This is a genomic window from Kocuria sp. GQ42 (assembly GCF_059758435.1).
This window is the reverse complement of sequence record NZ_JCAXEN010000004.1, coordinates 218,792-236,227: the sequence shown is the minus strand read 5'-3', so window position 1 is coordinate 236,227 and position 17,436 is coordinate 218,792. Positions and strand designations below refer to the sequence as shown.

Sequence of the window (17,436 nt, the reverse complement as noted above, 5' to 3'; positions counted from 1 at the left end):
AGGTCACCCCGGGGGGCGCGGCCCGCACGGGGCGCGGCGGACAATCGGTGCGGGACGGACTACCGTGGGGAGCCGTGCAGAGCATTCCCCAAGCGCTGAGGCGAGCCCTCGTCGGCAAGCCCATCCACAACGAGCGGTTCAGCGACGCCGTGCTGCCCAAGCGCACGGCGCTGCCGGTCTTCTCGGCGGACGCCCTCTCCTCGGTGGCCTACGCCCCCGACGAGATCATCCTCACCCTCGCGCTCGCGGGGACCACGGCCGTGGCGGTCTCCCCGTGGGTCGGCCTGGCCGTGCTCGTGGTGCTCACCGTGGTGATCACCGCCTACCGGCAGAACGTGCGCGCCTACCCCTCCGGCGGCGGCGACTACGAGATCGTCTCCAAGAACCTCGGCCGCACCGCGGGGGTGGGCGTGGGCGCGGCCCTGATGGCCGACTACGCCCTCGTCGTGGCGGTGTCCATGGCCACCGCCGCCCAGTACGTCACCGCGGCGCTGCCCGCGCTCGCCGGGCGGCGGGTGGAGCTGGCCGTGGCCGGGATCCTCTTCGTGGGGCTGCTCAACCTGCGCGGGCTGAAGTTCATGGGCCGGGCCGCGGCCGTGCCCACCTACTTCTTCCTCGTGGTCCTGACCGCGCTGCTGCTCGTGGGCCTCGGGCAGGACCTCACCGGCTCCCTGGGGGACGCCCCCAGCGCCGGCCGGGAGGTGCTGCCCGCCGCCGGCTTCGACGCGGGGCTGGCCGGTCTCGCGGGCGCCCTGCTGGTGCTGCGGGCCTTCTCCTCCGGGGCCGTGGCGCTGACCGGCGTGGAGACCATCACCAACTCGGTGCCGTACTTCCGCAAGCCCCGCGCCGCCAACGCGGCGGCCACCCTGGGCGTGCTCGGGGCGATCTCGGCGGCCCTGCTGGCCGGGGTGCTGTACCTCGCCGACCGCACGGACGTCGTGGTCGTCGGCGACCCGGAGGAGCAGCTGCTCGTCGACGGCCGGCTCCCCGGCCCCGACTTCTTCCAGGACCCCGTGCTGGGCCAGCTCGCGAAGACCGTCTTCGGCACCGACTCCCTGTGGTTCTTCGTGCTCGTCGCCGCGACGGTGGGTGTGCTGATCCTCGCCGCGAACACCGCCTTCTCCGGCTTCCCCACGCTGGCGTCCCGGCTGGCGCGGGACGCCTTCCTGCCCCGGCAGCTGCAGGCGCGCGGGGACCGCTTCGCGTTCACCAACGGCATCCTGCTTCTGCTGCTCGTCGCCGTGGTGCTCACCGTGGCGTTCGGGGCCAACGTCAACAGCCTCATCCAGCTCTACATCGTGGGCGTGTTCGTCTCCTTCACGCTCACCCAGGCCGGCATGGTCCGGCACTGGGCGCGCGTCCGGCGGATGCGCCCGCACCCCGGGGTCCGCCGCGAGCTGTTCGTGCGCCGGGCCGTGGCCCTGGTCGCCTTCGTGCTGTGCGCGGCGGTGCTCGTCGTCGTCCTCGTCACCAAGCTCACCCAGGGCGCGTGGATCACCATCGTGGCCATCGTGGTCCTCAGCGCGGTCATGGCGGGGGTCCGGCGGCACTACGACGGCGTGGACGCCGAGCTCGCGCTGCAGCCCGACTCCCCGGTCCGGGCCCTGCCCTCGCGGGTGCACGCCATCATCTACGTCTCCTCCGTCCGCAAGCCCCTCATGCGCGCCCTGGCCTACGCCCGGGCGTCCCGGCCCTCGACCCTCGAGGCCGTCGTCGTGGACACGAACGCCGCCGCCACCCGCCGGATCCTCGACGAGTGGCGGCGCCTCGAGATCCCGGTGCCCGTCACCGTGCTCCACGCGCCCTACCGGGACACCATCGGCCCGGTCCTCGACCACGTGCGCGGGGTGCGCCGCAAGTCGCCCCGGGACCTGGTCGTGGTGTACCTGCCCGAGTACGTCGTGCGGCACCGGTGGGAGCGGCTGCTGCACAACCAGGCCATCCGGCCGCTGCGGGCCCGCCTGCACCAGGAGCGCGGGGTCATGACGGCCTCCGTGCCCTGGCACCTGTCCTCCGCCTCCGGCCAGGACACGGGCCCCGAGTCCGCCCCCGAGCAGAGAGCGTCCCGCCCGTGACCCCGTACCACCCCCCGGCCCCCGCCGTGCCCGCCGTGCCCGCCGTCCCCGTCGAGCTCGAGCTGCGCCTGGGCCCCGTCGCCCACGGCGGCCACACCGTGGCCCGCACCGGCGAGGGCCGCGTGGTGTTCGTCCGCCACGGCCTGCCCGGCGAGCTCGTCCGCGTCCGCCTCACCGACAGCGGCCCCGAGGCCCGGTTCTGGCGCGGCGACGTCGTGGCCGTCCTCGAGGCGGACCCCCACCGGAGGACCGAGCACGTGTGGGCCCCGGCCGACCCCCTGCTGACCTGGCGGCGCGGCGAGCCGCCCGTCGGCGGCGCGGAGTTCGGCCACGCCGAGCTGGAGGCCCAGCGCGCCCTCAAGGCCGCCGTGGTCACCGAGCAGCTCACCCGCCTGGCCGGGCTCGAGACCGAGCTCGTCGTCGAGGCCATGCCGGGGGAGGACCCGCAGGGTCGCGGCTGGCGCACCCGGGCGCACTTCGCGGTCGACCCCGCGGGGCGGATCGGGATGCACCCCCACCGCAGCGCGGCCGTCGTCCCGGTGGAGGGGTTCCCGCTCGTGGTCCCCGCCATCGACGCCCTGCGGCTCGGGCGGCTCGACCTGCGCGGGGCGGAACGGGTCGACGTCGCGGCCCCCGCCGACGGCGGGACGCCGCTGGTGCACCTGAGCCTGGCCGCCGGGGCCGACCGGCACCGGCTGAGCCGCGAGCTGGCACGGCTCACCGCGGACCGGAACGTCTCCGTCACCGCCCGCGCCGAGGGGCAGCGCGAGCCCGAGACGTGGGCGGGCCGGCCGTCGGTCGCCGAGCACGTGGGCCCGCACCGGTGGGAGGTCTCCGCCGAGGGGTTCTGGCAGATCCACCGCGCCGCCCCCGCCCTGCTGCACCGGGAGGTGCCCGCGGCCGCCGGTGCCCGTCCCGGGGAGCACGCCCTCGACCTCTACGCCGGCGCCGGACTGTTCACGGCCGCGCTCGCGGACGCCGTGGGGGAGACGGGCACGGTCCTGGCCGTCGAGGGCTCGCCGGTCACCAGCGCCGACGCCCGCCGCGCCTTCGCCGGCCGCCCGGGGGTTCGCGTCGAGCGCGGGAGCGTCGACAAGGTGCTCGCCCGGACCTGGCCGCAGGCGGCGCCGGCCCGTGGCCGCCGGCCGGCGCGGGGCGGCCGCCCGGCCCGGAGCGGCGCGGCCCGCCCCGACGTCGTGGTCCTGGACCCGCCCCGGGCGGGCGCCGGGCGGACCGTCGTGGACCAGCTCGTGGCGCTGGCCCCGCGCCGGATCGTCTACCTCGCGTGCGATCCGGCCACGCTGGCGCGGGACCTGGGCCGGTTCCGCCGCGCCGGGTGGCACGTGCGGTCGGTGCGCGCCTTCGACATGTACCCCAACACCCATCACGTCGAGACGCTGGCGGTCCTGGAGCCCTGACGGACGCCGCCGCCCGCTGCGTGACGGCGATCGCCGGGAGTCGTTCGGAGTCACCGGGCTCACACGGGCTACACTGGCGGATGACTGTTCACGGGAGAACCTCCGGCCCTTCGCCGGTGTCCTCCCGCGGGCGTTTCCAAGACGGTGGCGAGAGGAGTTCCACGCATATGAGCACAGTGGACAGCTTCGGGGCCAAGGGCGTACTCGACGTCAAAGGCACCGAATACGAGATTTTCCGACTGAACACGCTGGAGGGTGCGCAGAAGCTCCCGTACAGCCTGAAGGTTCTGCTCGAGAACCTGTTGCGCACCGAGGACGGCGCCAACATCACCTCCGAGCACATCGAGGCCCTGGCCAACTGGGACCCCACGGCCGAGCCCAGCATCGAGATCCAGTTCACCCCGGGTCGCGTGATCATGCAGGACTTCACGGGCGTGCCCTGCATCGTGGACCTCGCGACGATGCGCGAGGCCATCGCGGACCTCGGCGGCGACCCCGCCCGCGTGAACCCGCTCGCCCCGGCCGAGCTCGTGATCGACCACTCCGTGCAGATCGACTCCTTCGGGACCTCGGACTCGATCGGGATCAACATGGACATCGAGTACCAGCGCAACGGGGAGCGCTACCAGTTCCTGCGCTGGGGCCAGACGGCGTTCGACGACTTCAAGGTCGTCCCCCCGGGCATGGGCATCGTCCACCAGGTGAACATCGAGAACCTGGCGCGCGTCGTGATGACCCGCGAGGTCGACGGCGTGCTGCGCGCCTACCCGGACACCTGCGTGGGCACCGACTCGCACACCACCATGGAGAACGGGCTCGGCGTGCTCGGCTGGGGCGTGGGCGGCATCGAGGCCGAGGCCGCGATGCTCGGCCAGCCCATCTCCATGCTCATCCCGCGCGTGGTCGGCTTCAAGCTGACGGGCCAGATCCCGTCCGGGGCCACCGCCACCGACGTGGTGCTGACCATCACCGAGATGCTCCGCGAGCACGGCGTGGTCGGCAAGTTCGTCGAGTTCTACGGCGAGGGCGTCGGCGCCGTGCCCCTGGCCAACCGCGCCACCATCGGCAACATGAGCCCCGAGTTCGGCTCCACCGCCGCGATCTTCCCGATCGACGACGTCACCCTCGAGTACCTGCGCCTGACCGGCCGCTCCGACGAGCAGATCGACCTCGTCGAGGCGTACGTCAAGGAACAGGGCATGTGGCACGACCCGTCCGAGGAGATCACCTTCTCGGAGTACCTCGAGCTGGACCTCTCCACCGTGGTCCCCTCGATCTCCGGGCCGAAGCGGCCGCAGGACCGCATCTCGCTCACCGACGCGAAGGCGCAGTTCCACGAGGACATCAAGAACTACGCCACGCACGTCGACGACGACGCCTCCGGCGACACCGTGGACGACGTCGCGGCGCAGTCCTTCCCGGCCTCGGACGCCCCCGGCTACACCGCGGACGACCACCAGTCGGAGGCCGACCGCCCGCGCGAGCACCACGCCTACGCCGAGGACGGCCGCCCGAGCAAGCAGGTCCCCGTGACCATGCCCGACGGCCGCGAGTTCGAGCTCGACCACGGCGCGGTGTCCATCGCGTCGATAACCTCGTGCACCAACACCTCGAACCCGTCGGTCATGATGGCCGCGGCGGTGCTGGCGCGCAACGCCGTCGAGAAGGGGCTCAAGGCCAAGCCCTGGGTCAAGACCTCGATCGCCCCGGGCTCGAAGGTCGTCACCGACTACTACGAGAAGTCCGGTCTGGTGCCGGCGCTCGAGGAGCTCGGGTTCTTCATCGTGGGCTACGGCTGCACCACCTGCATCGGCAACTCCGGTCCTCTCGAGGACGAGATCTCCCAGGCCATCCAGGACAACGACCTGGCCGTGACCTCGGTGCTCTCGGGCAACCGCAACTTCGAGGGCCGCATCAACCCGGACGTGAAGATGAACTACCTGGCGTCCCCGCCGCTGGTCATCGCCTACGCCCTGGCCGGCAACATGGACTTCGACTTCGAGAGCGAGTCCCTGGGCCAGGACGCGGACGGCAACGAGGTGTACCTCAAGGACATCTGGCCGGACCCGGCCGAGGTGCAGAAGATCATCGACGCGTCCATCGACACGGAGATGTTCACCCGCGAGTACGGCACCATCTTCGACGGCGACGAGCGCTGGCAGAACCTGGACACCCCCACCGGCAAGACGTTCGAGTGGAACCCCGAGTCCACCTACGTCCGCAAGCCCCCGTACTTCGAGGGCATGACGATGGAGACGACCCCGGTCGAGGACATCACGGGCGCCCGCGTGCTGCTGAAGCTGGGCGACTCGGTCACGACCGACCACATCTCCCCGGCGGGCTCGTTCAAGTCCGACACCCCGGCCGGCAAGTACCTCATCGAGAACGGGGTCCAGCGCAAGGACTTCAACTCGTACGGCTCCCGCCGCGGCAACCACGAGGTCATGATCCGCGGCACCTTCGCCAACATCCGGATCAAGAACCAGCTCCTGGACGGCGTGGAGGGCGGCTACACCCGCGACTTCACGCAGGAGGGCGGCCCGCAGGCCGCCGTCTACGACGCCTCCATCAACTACCAGGAGGCCGGCGTCCCGCTGGTCGTGCTGGGCGGCAAGGAGTACGGCTCCGGGTCCTCCCGCGACTGGGCCGCGAAGGGCACTTCCCTGCTGGGCGTCAAGGCCGTCGTCGCCGAGAGCTACGAGCGCATCCACCGCTCGAACCTCATCGGCATGGGCGTGCTCCCGCTGCAGTACCCGGCCGGGGAGTCCGCGGACTCCCTCGGCCTGGAGGGCACGGAGACCTTCGACATCCAGGGCGTGACCGGGCTCAACGAGGGCACCACCCCGAAGACGCTCAAGGTCACCGCCACGAAGGAGGACGGCTCCACCGTCGAGTTCGACGCGGTCCTGCGCATCGACACGCCGGGCGAGGCCGACTACTACCGCAACGGCGGCATCCTGCAGTACGTGCTCAGGAACATCGCGAAGTCCTGATCCCAGGACGTTCGCAGCACGCAGGGGCCCGGTCCGGGAACGGACCGGGCCCCTGCGCGTCGTCGGCCCTGTCGGGGTGAACGAGTAGGATCGGGGGAGCGCGCCGCCCCGGCCCCCCGGGACCGGCGGCGCGAGCGACCACGACGCCGAGGACTGCGGGAGAAACCATGAGCGTGCTGGAGCGGGTGTCCGGGCCCGAGGACCTCGCGGGACTGAGCCGTGCGGAGCTGGGCCGGCTGGCCGAGGAGATCCGCGAGTTCCTCGTCACCCACGTCTCCGCGACGGGCGGCCACCTGGGACCCAACCTGGGCGTCGTCGAGCTGACCCTCGCGGTGCACCGGGTCTTCGACTCGCCCAAGGACTCCGTCGTCTTCGACACCGGGCACCAGTCCTACGTGCACAAGCTGCTCACCGGCCGCAAGAACTTCGAGACCCTGCGCCAGGAGGGCGGTCTCGCCGGCTACCCGGACCGGCGCGAGTCCGAGCACGACATCGTCGAGTCCTCGCACGCGTCCTCCTCCCTGTCCTGGGCCGACGGCATCTCGCGCGGCTACGCGATGACCGGCCAGCACGACCGGCACACGGTGGTGCTGGTGGGGGACGGGGCGCTCACGGGCGGAATGGCCTGGGAGGCCGTCAACAACATCGCCTCCGACCGCGACCGCAAGGTCGTCATCGTGGTCAACGACAACGGCCGCTCCTACGCCCCGACCGTCGGCGGCTTCGCCAACCACCTCGCGGAGCTCCAGGCCAGCGTGCAGCAGGGCGTGGACGCCGTGCGCACCGACCGCCGCTACGAGCAGACCCTCGAGACCGTGAAGGACCTGCTGAAGCACTCCGGCCCCGTCGGGGAGATGTTCTACCGCGGTCTGCACGGGATGAAGCAGGGCATCAAGGACGTCGTGGTGCCCCAGGGCATCTTCGAGGACCTCGGCATGAAGTACGTCGGCCCCGTCGACGGCCACGACCTCGAGGCCGTCGAGCAGGCCCTGAGCAACGCCAAGAACTACGGCGGGCCGGTCATCGTGCACGCGATCACCGAGAAGGGCCACGGCTACGGGCCCGCGACCGCGAACGTGGACGACCAGTTCCACGCCGTGGGCGTCATCGACCCCGTCACCGGCCGCTCCACGGCCACGAGCTCCGAGCGCAGCTGGACGGCCGTGTTCCGCGACGAGATCGCCCGGATCGCCGACGAGCGCGAGGACGTCGTCGGCATCACCGGCGCCATGCTCATCCCCGTGGGGCTGCAGAAGATGCAGGCCGCCCACCCCGACCGGGTCGTGGACGTGGGCATCGCCGAGCAGCACGCCATCGCCATGGCCGCCGGCATGGCCTACGGCGGTCTGCACCCCGTGGTGGCCCTCTACGCGACGTTCCTCAACCGCGGCTTCGACCAGCTCCTCATGGACGTGGCGCTGCACCGGGCCGGCGTCACGCTCGTCCTCGACCGGGCCGGGGTCACCGGCCCGGACGGCCCCAGTCACCACGGCATGTGGGACCTCGCGCTGCTCCAGATCGTGCCCGGGCTCCACCTGGCCGCACCGCGCGACGAGCCCACCCTGACCGAGGAGCTGCGCGAGGCGGTGGCCGTCGACGACGCCCCCACCGTCATCCGGTACCCCAAGGGCGCCGTGGGCGCCCCCGTCCCGGCCGTCGAGCGGCTGGCGGACGGGGTGGACGTGCTCGCGCGCCGCGGCGGCGAGAGCGGGACCGAGGGCGCACGCCGGGACGTCCTGCTCGTGTCCGTCGGCGCCATGAGCGCTCTGGCGCTGGACGTGGCCGACCGGCTCGAGGCCCACGGCGTCACCTCCACCGTGGTCGACCCCCGCTGGGTGCTGCCCGTGCCGGCCTCGGTCATCGAGCTCGCCGCCCAGCACCGGATCGTGGTGGTCGTCGAGGACGGCGTGCGCGCCGGCGGGATCGGCTCCCGGATCCGCCAGGAGATGCGGGCGGCGGGCGTCGACACCGCCCTCAACGAGGTGGGACTCCCCACGGAGTTCCTCCTGCACGGCTCCCGCTCCCAGGTCCTCGCGCGGGTCGGGCTGACCGCCCAGCGCGTCGCCCAGGACACGCTGGCCTCCGTGCTCGGCACCCGGGTGCCCTACGCGCGCCCGGTGCAGGGTGCGGCCGCCGGCCAGGGTGCCGTGCCCGACACGGCCGAGGACGCCCGCGGGGCGTCGCTGCCGCGGTCGCCCCGGGGCTGAGCTCCGCTCAGCCGAGCAGGATCCGCCCGTCCGCCACGCTCGCGGGGTACGGCTCCAGCCCGGACTCGGCGGGTCCGGCCAGGACCTCACCGGTCGTGAGGTCGAACTGCGAGGAGTGGCACGGGCAGACGTAGAGCTCCTGCTGCGGGGCCACCATGCACCCCTGGTGCGGGCACACGGGGGAGAACGCGACCACCGTGTCCGGGTCGGGTCGGCTCACGACGGCCTGGACGCCGTCCCGGTCGAACTTCACGGCCGAGCCCACCGGCAGGTTCTCGACGGCGCCCGCGTCCACGGGGCCGGAGTCCGCGGGGGCGGGGGCGCCGCCCGTCGACGGCGGGGCGTCGGCGGCGCACGCGGTGAGCGCCGCGGTCGAGCCGGCCCCGGCCAGGCCGAGGACCGTGCGCCGGGACGGGGCGGACGGGGTGGTCGGGCGCTCGGGCATCAGGGTCCTCTCGACGGCGGGGTGCGGGTCCGCCGTCAGTCTAGGCGCCGCGCCCCACCCCCGGGCGCTGCCGGCCCGAGGGCGCCCCGCGCGGTGATCGCTGTGAGCGGAGCCGCACGGGGCCGGTGTCCGCCGCGCCGGTTCATCAGTAGGATGATGAAGACATCAGTCAGCGGGACGGGCCGTGCACGACCGGCTCGTCCTCGGGCCCGGCCGCCGCGCCGGGACGGACGGAAGGACAGCACCATGATCAAGCGACTCATCTTCGTCACCGGATTCGGGGTCGGCTTCGTGGTCGGCTCGGCCTCGGGCCGCAAGAGCTACGAGGCCCTCAAGCAGAACGCCGTGAAGACGTGGCACGACCCCAAGGTCCAGGAGAAGGTCTCCGAGGGCACCGACTGGGTGAAGTCCGAGGTGCCCGTGGTCGGCGGGAAGCTGGCCGACAGCGCCAAGAAGGCGGCCGACACCGTGGGCACCAAGGCCGCCGACGCCTCCTCGTCCGTCAAGGAGAAGGTCTCCGGGTCCTCGGCCGGCACGGAATCCTCCAGCGGTGCCGCCGCCGGTGCCTCGACCGCCGGGACCTCGACCACCGGCTACGCCGACCTGCAGGACGCGAAGCCGGTGACCCCGGAGAGCCCCATGGACCCGGCCGAGCCGCACCCGGCCCCCGGCGACACGCAGCACTGACCCGCCGGCGCCCGCCCGCAGCACCGCTGCCGCAGGACGCGGTGCTGCGGGGCGCGCGGAGCCCGGCCCGCACAGGAGGAAGGGCCCCGGCCGACAGCCGGGGCCCTTCGTCCGTCCCCGGGGGGAGCGGCTCACGCGGCGGGCTCGCCCTCGTCCCCGAGCGGCGGCTGGTCGCGCTCCACCTGGCGCGCCGCGCGCTTGCGGGCCCGCAGCTCCCGCCAGGCTGGGCCGAGGACCGGGGCCGTCAGCTCGACCTGCCACCGGCGCGCCCCGAGGTCCCGCAGGCGGTCCGCCACCGCCTGGTCGGTGGTGCTCTTCGGCGGCTGCCAGCAGAAGCGCCGCAGGTGCTCGGGGGTGAGCAGGTTCTCGGTGGGCAGCTCGTGCGCCTCGGCGAGCTCGGCGACGAGCGGCTTCAGGACCCGCAGCCGTGCTGCGGCCTCGGGGCGCTTGACCTCCCACGCCTTCACGGGCGGCAGGGCGTCGGACTTCACGGTGAAGGGGACGAGCTCCGTGGCCGTGCGGGCCTCGGCGATCGCCCGCAGCCACCGGGGCGCCTCCCGCGCCGCGAGCCGGCCGTGGAAGCCGGGGGTGTCGAGGAGCTGCGGCACGGTGCGCGGCATGGCGGCCGCGGCGGCGACCAGGGCGGCGTCGGGCAGCAGCCGGCCGGGGGCGACGTCCTTGTGCTGGGCGAGCCGCTCCCGCTCCTCCCACAGCCCGCGCAGGGCGGTGAGCTGGCGCCGGCCCTTCACCTTGTTGAGCCCCGACGTCCGGCGCCACGGGTCCTGGCGCGGGGGAGCGGGCTCGGCGGTGCGCACGGCCTCGAACTCCTGGAGCGCCCAGTCCAGCTTGCCCTTCTCCCGCAGCAGCTCCTCCATGGCCCAGCGCAGCTGGATGAGCATCTCCACGTCGAGCGCGGCGTAGTTCAGCCAGTCCCTCGGCAGGGGCCGCTTCGACCAGTCCACCGCGGAGTGCTCCTTGGCCAGCGTGTAGCCCAGCAGCTCCTCCGTCTCCGCGGCCAGGCCCACGCGCCGGAGCCCCGCGATGCGCCCGCCGAGCTCGGTGTCGAAGAGCCGGTCCGGCTCCATGCCGAGGGCGCGCAGGGAGGGCAGGTCCTGGGTGGCGGCGTGCAGCACCCACTCGACGCCGGAGAGCGCCTCGCCCAGCACGGCCAGCGAACCGGTGGCCTCCGGGTCGATCAGCACGGTACCCACGCCCTCGCGCCGCAGCTGCACGAGGAAGGCGCGCTGCCCGTAGCGGAAGCCCGACGCCCGCTCGGTGTCGATCGCCGCCGGGCCGGAGCCCGCGGCGACGGCGGCGGCGGCCCGCTCCAGTCCTGCCACGGTGTCGATGACGGGAGGGATCCCGTCGAACGGCGCCGCGAGGTGGACGCTGTCGGGGATCTCGAAGTCCTCGAAGCCGGCGACCACGGGGGTCGAGGGCTCGTCGGGCGCGGATCGGCGGTCGGCTGGGCTGGTCAAGGAGCGTCTTCGATTCTGTCTCGGCCCCGGCGGGGCGCGGTCGGTTCGGTGGTCAGCGGCGCGGGTGCAGCACGGTCACGCCCCGGGGGTACGGCGGCAGGCCCGCGAAGGTGCAGACCGTGTCGGCCCAGGCCGCCAGGTGCGGAGCCACGTCGGAGCCGTCGGGCGTCCAGGAGGCCCGCAGCTCGACGTCGGCCCCCTCCTCCTGGTCGCCGAGCAGACCGAAGCCCTCGGCGAGGACCCGGGACGCGGTGCCGCCCTCCCGAGAATATCCGGCCCGGTGGCGTTCCAGGGCCTCGAGGAGCCAGGTCCAGGCGTTCGCGCCCACCGTGTCGTCGCAGCCGATCTCGCGGCTCGCGGCCGCGCGGGCCCAGGTGACGATGCGGAACGGTCCGCCCCACGCCGTCGGCTCGGACGGGTCGTGCAGGAGCACGAAGCGTCCCGTGGCCAGTTCGTCCTCCGGGGTGCCGGGCGCCCGGTCCGGGACGGCGGCCGCGCCGGCGTCCTGCGCCGCTGCCGGACCGGCCGTGAAGGCCGGGGCGCGGGACGGCGCGGGCGGTCGCCGCACCTCGGCGCGCACCGCGGCCGCGAACGGCGCGAGGTGCGTCGGGGCCGGAATCGCCGTGAGCTCGACGCCCTCCCGGTGGCCGGTGCGGCGCAGCTGCTCGAGGGCGTCCTGGAAGTCCTGGTACACCTCGGTCAGGCCGTTCACCGCGCTCACACTGGAAGGGTAGGCCGTCGGGGCGTCCCGGCCCCTCGTGCCACGCCGCGAGCGCGCGATCAGCGTGGTCCCGGTCACCCCGGTCCCGTCCGGGCGGGACCGCTCAGGAGCCGGCGGGCACGAGGCGGACGGAGACGGAGTTGATGCAGTACCGGAGGTCCGTGGGGGTCGGGAAGCCCTCGCCGCCGAAGACGTGGCCCATGTGCGAGTCGCAGGCGGCGCACCGGACCTCCACCCGCTCCATGCCCAGGGCGGTGTCCTTGATGTAGCGGACCCGGTCCTCGGCCAGTGGCGCGTAGAAGGAGGGCCAGCCGCAGTGCGCGTCGAACTTGGTGTCGGAGCGGAAGAGCTCCGCCCCGCACGCGCGGCACTCGTAGACGCCCTCGGCCTTCGTCTCCCAGTACTCGCCGGTGAAGGGGCGCTCCGTGCCCGCCTCGCGCAGCACGTGGTACTCCTCCGGGGACAGGATCGAGCGCCAGTCCTCCTCGGTCCGTCCGGTGGCGTCGGGGCGGTCGCCGTGCCTGGTGGTCTCGCTCATGGTGTGGTCCTCCGGGATGTGGTCGGTGCTCCGGGCGGCGGTCCCCGCACGGGGCCCGCCCGGCGGTCCGCACGGGGCGGCTCGGGGCCTGCGGGGCGCGGACCGCCCGGCCAGCACAACGACGCGTCCCTCCCGGTTATGCCCGGGCTGCGTGGAAGACTGGGGGGCATGCCCCGTCGCCCCCTGCCGGCCCCCGCCGCCCCCGAGCCCCAGTCCGCGACGCAGTGGGCGCGCGGCGCCGTGGTGGGCGCGGCCGTCACGGTGGGGGCGGCGTCCCTGTCCTTCGGGCTCTCGAGCGCGGCGGCCGCCTACTTCGCGCGGCAGGTGGTGGTCCCGCCGAAGTACCGCTCCGAGGACCTGCAGATCCTCGGCGTCACCCGCACCGGCGAGGACGGCGACCCGTCCGCGACGACGCTCGTGCGGCTCCCCGCCACGGTGGACACGACCGTGGCCGGGACCTACAGCCTGCGCTTCGACGCGGGCCGCGGTCACGCCCGGATCGGCGCCATCCGCTCCTACTCCCCCCGGGAGGGCACCGTGACCCGGGTGGTCGAGGAGGTCTACTCGGGGGACCTCTCCCGGGCGGCCCGCGGCTTCTGGTCCGGGACGGTCTACCCGGACCCCGGGGCGGCGGGCCTGCCGTTCGAGGAGGTGGAGATCCCGATCGAGGTCGGGCCGGCACCCTGCTGGGTGGTCCCCGCGGAGGGCGGGCCGACCCCGGAGGGCGAGCGGCCCCGGGTGCTCCCGGGGCCGTGGGCGATCATGGTGCACGGGCGCGGCGCCAACCGGATGGAGACGGTCCGTGCCGTGCCGGTGGCGCGGGAGCTCGGGCTGACCTCCCTGCTGATCTCCTACCGCAACGACCGGGAGGCGCCGCCCACGCACGACTTCCGGTACGGGCTGGGCTTCACGGAGTGGAAGGACGTGCAGACGGCGATCAGCTACGCGAAGTCCCGCGGCGCCACCCAGATCGTGCTCTTCGGCTGGTCCATGGGCGGGGCGATCTCGCTGCAGACGGCGGACCTGTCCTTCTACCGGGACGACATCGCGGCCCTCGTGCTCACCGGCCCGGTGGTCGACTGGTTCGAGCTGATCGCCCACCACTCCCGCTCCCGCCGGATCCCCTCGGGGATCGGCCGGCTGGCCACCAACCTGATCTCCCACCCGGCGGGGCGGATGCTGACCGGTCTCGCCGCTCCGGTGGACCTCCAGGCGCTCGACTGGCTCTCCCGGTCCGAGCACCTGCGCACGCCCACCCTGGTGCTGCACTCCGTGGACGACGAGTTCGTCCCGGCCGCCAGCTCCCGCCGGCTCGCGGAGCTCAACCGGCTCGTGGAGTTCGTGCCCTTCGCCCGCGCCCGGCACACCAAGGAGTGGAACGTGGACCCGCAGCGCTGGGAGGACGCCGTGCGGCGCTGGCTGCCCGCCCGGCTGGCCCAGGACGCCAGGACCCTCGGGCCCGTGCGCGCGCAGCGGCACTGAGAGGCGGTCCGGACCGCAGCGCGGCGGCGCTGAGATCTGGTCGGGGCCGCGGCCCGGCGGCGCCGAGACCGGGTCAGGAGCGCAGCGCGGCGGTGCGCCCGCCCGTGAGCCGCAGCAGCTCGGCCGGCGGCAGCTCGACGTCGAGCCCGCGCCGCCCGCCGGAGACGAGGACCGTGGGCCACGCCTCCGCGGAGTCGTCGAGCAGGGTGGGGGAGGGCGTCTTCTGCCCGAGGGGCGAGATGCCGCCCACCACGTAGCCGGTGCGCCGCTCCGCGAGCCGGGGCTCGGCCAGGGCGGCCCGCTTCCAGCCCAGGGCGGCCGCCGCCGCGCGCAGGGACAGCCGCGCGGAGACGGGCAGCACCGCGACCGCCCAGTCCCGCTCGTGCACGACCAGCAGCGTCTTGAACACCTGGTCCGGGTCGCGCCCCAGCGCGGCGGCGGCCTCCAGCCCGTAGGACGCCGCCGCCGGGTCGTGGGCGTACTCGTGCACGGTGAAGGCCACGCGCTCCCGCGCCAGGAGCGCGACGGCTGCGGTGGGGCCCGCCCCGCGGGACGCCTTCGCCATGCCGGTGCCCCGGGGCCTCAGGCGTCCTGGAGCTCGCGGACGCGCCGCTTGATCCGGGCCAGCATCGCGGACATCCCGCGCATCCGCAGCGGCGAGACCAGCTGGGTGAGCCCGAAGCGCTCCGGCAGGTCGTCGGGGACGTCCAGGACCTGCTGGGCCGGGAGTCCGTCGAGGCCCTCGTGCAGGATCGAGGCGAAGCCGCGGGTGGTCGGGGCCTCCGCCGGGGCGGAGAAGAACAGCCGCACCGGGGCGCCGGGGCCGGGGACGGCGCCCTCCTCCCACTCGACGGTCAGGAACAGCGGCGACTGGCACTCGACCACCTGCTCGAGCTCCTCCGGGTGCTCGCCCAGGCGGTCCGGCAACGCCGGCAGGGAGCGGGAGAAGTCGAGCAGCAGCTCGAGTTTGTCCTCCTGCGGCACGGCCGTGAAGTCCGCGACGAGCTCCTCGAGCTGGGCGGGCAGGGCCCCGCTCATCGGGCGGACCCCGGGACCTCGCCGGGCTCCTCGCCGCGGACGATCGGCACGCGCACGGAGTTGCCCCACTCGGTCCAGGAGCCGTCGTAGTTGCGGACCCTGTCGTAGCCCAGCAGGTGCTTGAGCACGAACCACGTGTGGCTGGAGCGCTCGCCGATGCGGCAGTACGCGATGATGTCGTCGTCGGGGGAGAGCCCGACCTCGTCGCGGTAGATCGCCTCGAGCTCCTCGCGCGAGCGGAACGTGGCGTCCTCGGCGGCAGCCCGCGCCCACGGCACGGACGCCGCGGTCGGGATGTGCCCGCCGCGCAGCGTGCCCTCCTGGGGGTACTCGGGCATGTGCGTGCGCTCGCCCGTGTACTCCGGCAGGGACCGGACGTCGATCAGCGGCTGCTCGCCCAGGTGGGCCAGCACGTCCTCCTGGAAGGCGCGGATCGGGGCGTCGTCGCGCTCGACCACGGGGTAGTCGGCGCGCTCGGGCACGACCTTCTCCGTGGACAGCTCACGGCCCTCGGCAACCCACTTGTCCCGCCCTCCGTTCATGAGCCGCACGTCCGGGTGGCCGAACAGCTCGAACACCCACAGCGCGTAGGCGGCCCACCAGTTGGACTTGTCCCCGTAGACCACGATCGTGGTGTCGCGGGAGATGCCCTTGCGGGCCATGAGCTCGGCGAACTGGGCCGCGTCGACGTAGTCGCGGGTGTCGGGGCGGTTCAGGTCGGTGTGCCAGTCGATCTTCACGGCGCCGGGCACGTGGCCGGTCTCGTAGAGCAGGACGTCCTCGTCCGACTCGACCACGACGACCCCGGGGTCGTCCCGGTGCTCGGCGACCCACTGGGTGGACACGAGTCGTTCGGGGTGCGCGTACTGCGCGAATGCTTCGTTGTTCTCCACGGCAACGCCCATGGGGACTCCTTCCGGGGTGGGGATCAGGGCAACAGGTCCTCGCGGACCGGCTTCCCCTCCAGGGTAGTGGTCCCGGCGGTGGACCGCCCCCGCCGGGGAGCCGCCGGGGCCCGGCCCGGCCCGGCCGCGACCCCGTCGCGGCGGTGCCGCCGCCCTGATGACGCGGCGGGCGCGTCCCGGGCGACGGGGAGCCGGTAAAATCGCCGGAGCACGCGCGTGCGCCGCTCGGCGCGCCGAACCAGCGAACCGCCGGGCGCGGCGGACAGAGAGGTCTCCCAAGTGAGCATTCAGATCGAACACCTCACCGAGCGGCGCCCCCAGGTGTCGGCCGACGAACTGCTGTCGGCGTTCCGGCCCTCGGAGCGCTTCGGGGAGGTCTCGTTCGACACCTACCGCCCCGACCCGCAGCAGCCGTCCCAGGCGGAGGCGGTGCGGGAGCTGCGGAAGTTCGCGGAGTCCGTCAACCGCTCGACCGGCTCCGGCGGCGGGTTCTTCACGAGGCTCTTCGGCGGGGGCCCCCGCAAGGACGAGGTCCGGACGGGGATCTACCTCGACGGCGGCTTCGGGGTGGGCAAGACCCACCTGCTCGCGTCCCTGTGGCACGCGGTCCCCGGCCCCAAGGCGTTCGGCACCTTCGTGGAGTACACCAACCTCGTGGGGGCCCTGACCTTCCGCAAGGCCGTCGACGCCCTGAGCGCCTACAGCCTCGTGTGCATCGACGAGTTCGAGCTCGACGACCCCGGGGACACGGTCCTCATGTCCCGGCTGATGCGCGAGCTCGCCGACTCCGGCGTGCGGATCGCGGCGACGTCCAACACCCTGCCCGGCTCGCTCGGCGAGGGCCGCTTCGCCGCGCAGGACTTCCAGCGGGAGATCCAGGTGCTGGCCGACCAGTTCGAGGTGCTGCGCATCGACGGCGAGGACTTCCGCCACCGGGGCCTGCCGCAGGCCCCGGCGCCGCTGTCCGACGGCGAGCTCGACCGGGCCGTGGAGGAGCACTTCCCGGGCCGGGTCGTCGCCGCCGACCGGTTCGCCGACCTCGTGGAGCACCTCGCGAGCGTGCACCCCTCCCGGTACCGCAAGCTCCTCGAGGGGATCGACGCCGTGGTCTGGCGCGACGTGCACACCATCGAGCAGCAGGCCGTCGCCCTGCGCTTCGTGGTGCTGGCGGACCGGCTCTACGACAAGAACCTGCCGATCATCGCCTCCGGCCGGCCCTTCGACGAGGTCTTCACGGCCGAGATGATGGCCGGCGGCTACCAGAAGAAGTACTTCCGCGCCGTCTCCCGCCTCACGGCGCTGGCCCGCGAGGGCATCCTCGGGGACGTCTCCGCGGTCTGAGCGCCCGCACCCCTCCGGGCGCCGCGGCGCCCGGAGGGACGGGCCCGGCGCCGGGCCCGCGCGTCGTCAGGACGCACCGACGACGACAGAGGGCCCCGGCTGGAATTC

Annotated in this window: 14 protein-coding genes; 7 read left to right on the top strand and 7 right to left on the bottom strand. The window is 73.9% G+C overall.

Annotation, left to right across the window (positions count from 1 at the left end):
• Window positions 1-74 precede the first annotated feature (74 nt).
• The 4 genes from AC6CH6_RS10745 to dxs all read left to right on the top strand — a co-directional run bounded on the left by AC6CH6_RS10745 (window position 75) and on the right by dxs (window position 8,693).
• The gene (locus AC6CH6_RS10745; protein WP_498255114.1) at window positions 75-2,075 is read left to right on the top strand and encodes an APC family permease; all 2,001 of its coding nucleotides are present in this window, start codon (window positions 75-77) and stop codon (window positions 2,073-2,075) included.
• Complete coding sequence (locus AC6CH6_RS10740) at window positions 2,072-3,493, top strand: class I SAM-dependent RNA methyltransferase (protein ID WP_498255113.1); 1,422 nt, start codon at window positions 2,072-2,074, stop codon at window positions 3,491-3,493. The genes AC6CH6_RS10745 and AC6CH6_RS10740 overlap by 4 nt, the downstream gene beginning before the upstream one ends.
• Before the next feature lie 167 nt (window positions 3,494-3,660).
• On the top strand, window positions 3,661-6,486 hold the full coding sequence (locus tag AC6CH6_RS10735) for an aconitate hydratase (protein WP_498255112.1): 2,826 nt from the start codon (window positions 3,661-3,663) through the stop codon (window positions 6,484-6,486).
• Window positions 6,487-6,653: 167 nt separating this feature from the next.
• Window positions 6,654-8,693 (top strand): 1-deoxy-D-xylulose-5-phosphate synthase, encoded by a 2,040-nt coding sequence (gene dxs, locus AC6CH6_RS10730; RefSeq protein WP_498255111.1) that lies wholly within the window; start codon window positions 6,654-6,656, stop codon window positions 8,691-8,693.
• Between the two features lie 7 nt (window positions 8,694-8,700).
• On the opposite strand, the gene AC6CH6_RS10725 is transcribed toward dxs, so the two are convergent.
• The gene (locus tag AC6CH6_RS10725) at window positions 8,701-9,138 is read right to left on the bottom strand and encodes a Rieske (2Fe-2S) protein (RefSeq protein ID WP_498255110.1); all 438 of its coding nucleotides are present in this window, start codon (window positions 9,136-9,138) and stop codon (window positions 8,701-8,703) included.
• Window positions 9,139-9,384: 246 nt separating this feature from the next.
• Here AC6CH6_RS10725 and AC6CH6_RS10720 point away from each other — a divergent pair, with 246 nt between their 5' ends.
• Window positions 9,385-9,825 (top strand): hypothetical protein, encoded by a 441-nt coding sequence (locus tag AC6CH6_RS10720; protein ID WP_419967221.1) that lies wholly within the window; start codon window positions 9,385-9,387, stop codon window positions 9,823-9,825.
• A gap of 131 nt (window positions 9,826-9,956) precedes the next feature.
• On the opposite strand, the gene AC6CH6_RS10715 is transcribed toward AC6CH6_RS10720, so the two are convergent.
• The 3 genes from AC6CH6_RS10715 to msrB form a co-directional block, all read right to left on the bottom strand.
• A complete protein-coding gene (locus tag AC6CH6_RS10715) occupies window positions 9,957-11,303 on the bottom strand; it encodes an HRDC domain-containing protein (RefSeq protein WP_419967220.1) in 1,347 nt (448 codons plus the stop codon).
• Window positions 11,304-11,355: 52 nt separating this feature from the next.
• Entirely contained in the window at window positions 11,356-12,015 is a 660-nt protein-coding gene (locus AC6CH6_RS10710) for a DUF3000 family protein (protein WP_498255109.1), read from the bottom strand.
• 112 nt (window positions 12,016-12,127) lie between these two features.
• Entirely contained in the window at window positions 12,128-12,562 is a 435-nt protein-coding gene (gene msrB, locus AC6CH6_RS10705; protein WP_017834188.1) for a peptide-methionine (R)-S-oxide reductase MsrB, read from the bottom strand.
• A 168-nt stretch (window positions 12,563-12,730) separates the two neighbouring features.
• Between msrB and AC6CH6_RS10700 the strand changes: the two genes are divergently transcribed.
• Complete coding sequence (locus AC6CH6_RS10700) at window positions 12,731-14,044, top strand: alpha/beta hydrolase family protein (protein WP_498255108.1); 1,314 nt, start codon at window positions 12,731-12,733, stop codon at window positions 14,042-14,044.
• A gap of 73 nt (window positions 14,045-14,117) precedes the next feature.
• On the opposite strand, the gene ybaK is transcribed toward AC6CH6_RS10700, so the two are convergent.
• Genes ybaK through AC6CH6_RS10685 form a run of 3 tightly spaced genes read right to left on the bottom strand, consistent with a single transcriptional unit; the run spans window position 14,118 to window position 15,987 of the window.
• Window positions 14,118-14,609 carry a Cys-tRNA(Pro) deacylase gene (gene ybaK / locus AC6CH6_RS10695; RefSeq protein WP_035924020.1) on the bottom strand — a complete coding sequence of 164 codons (492 nt, stop codon included), beginning with the start codon at window positions 14,607-14,609 and terminating at the stop codon, window positions 14,118-14,120.
• 17 nt (window positions 14,610-14,626) lie between these two features.
• Window positions 14,627-15,082, bottom strand: a complete 456-nt coding sequence (locus AC6CH6_RS10690; protein WP_035924019.1) for a SufE family protein — start codon at window positions 15,080-15,082, stop codon at window positions 14,627-14,629.
• Window positions 15,079-15,987, bottom strand: coding sequence for a sulfurtransferase (locus AC6CH6_RS10685; protein ID WP_498255107.1), 909 nt, complete (start codon window positions 15,985-15,987; stop codon window positions 15,079-15,081). Before AC6CH6_RS10685 ends, AC6CH6_RS10690 begins: the two co-directional genes overlap by 4 nt.
• A gap of 279 nt (window positions 15,988-16,266) precedes the next feature.
• Here AC6CH6_RS10685 and zapE point away from each other — a divergent pair, with 279 nt between their 5' ends.
• Window positions 16,267-17,328 carry a cell division protein ZapE gene (gene zapE / locus AC6CH6_RS10680; RefSeq protein ID WP_115162584.1) on the top strand — a complete coding sequence of 354 codons (1,062 nt, stop codon included), beginning with the start codon at window positions 16,267-16,269 and terminating at the stop codon, window positions 17,326-17,328.
• Window positions 17,329-17,436: the final 108 nt, after the last annotated feature.

Excerpts from the sequence above, each read along its gene's own strand:
- AC6CH6_RS10735 (WP_498255112.1), top strand. The coding sequence starts at position 3,661 with ATGAGCACAGTGGACAGCTTCGGGGCCAAGGGCGTACTCGACGTCAAA.
- dxs (WP_498255111.1), top strand. The coding sequence starts at position 6,654 with ATGAGCGTGCTGGAGCGGGTGTCCGGGCCCGAGGACCTCGCGGGACTG.
- AC6CH6_RS10725 (WP_498255110.1), bottom strand. The coding sequence starts at position 9,138 with ATGCCCGAGCGCCCGACCACCCCGTCCGCCCCGTCCCGGCGCACGGTC.
- AC6CH6_RS10720 (WP_419967221.1), top strand. The coding sequence starts at position 9,385 with ATGATCAAGCGACTCATCTTCGTCACCGGATTCGGGGTCGGCTTCGTG.
- msrB (WP_017834188.1), bottom strand. The coding sequence starts at position 12,562 with ATGAGCGAGACCACCAGGCACGGCGACCGCCCCGACGCCACCGGACGG.
- AC6CH6_RS10700 (WP_498255108.1), top strand. The coding sequence starts at position 12,731 with ATGCCCCGTCGCCCCCTGCCGGCCCCCGCCGCCCCCGAGCCCCAGTCC.
- ybaK (WP_035924020.1), bottom strand. The coding sequence starts at position 14,609 with ATGGCGAAGGCGTCCCGCGGGGCGGGCCCCACCGCAGCCGTCGCGCTC.
- AC6CH6_RS10690 (WP_035924019.1), bottom strand. The coding sequence starts at position 15,082 with ATGAGCGGGGCCCTGCCCGCCCAGCTCGAGGAGCTCGTCGCGGACTTC.
- AC6CH6_RS10685 (WP_498255107.1), bottom strand. The coding sequence starts at position 15,987 with ATGGGCGTTGCCGTGGAGAACAACGAAGCATTCGCGCAGTACGCGCAC.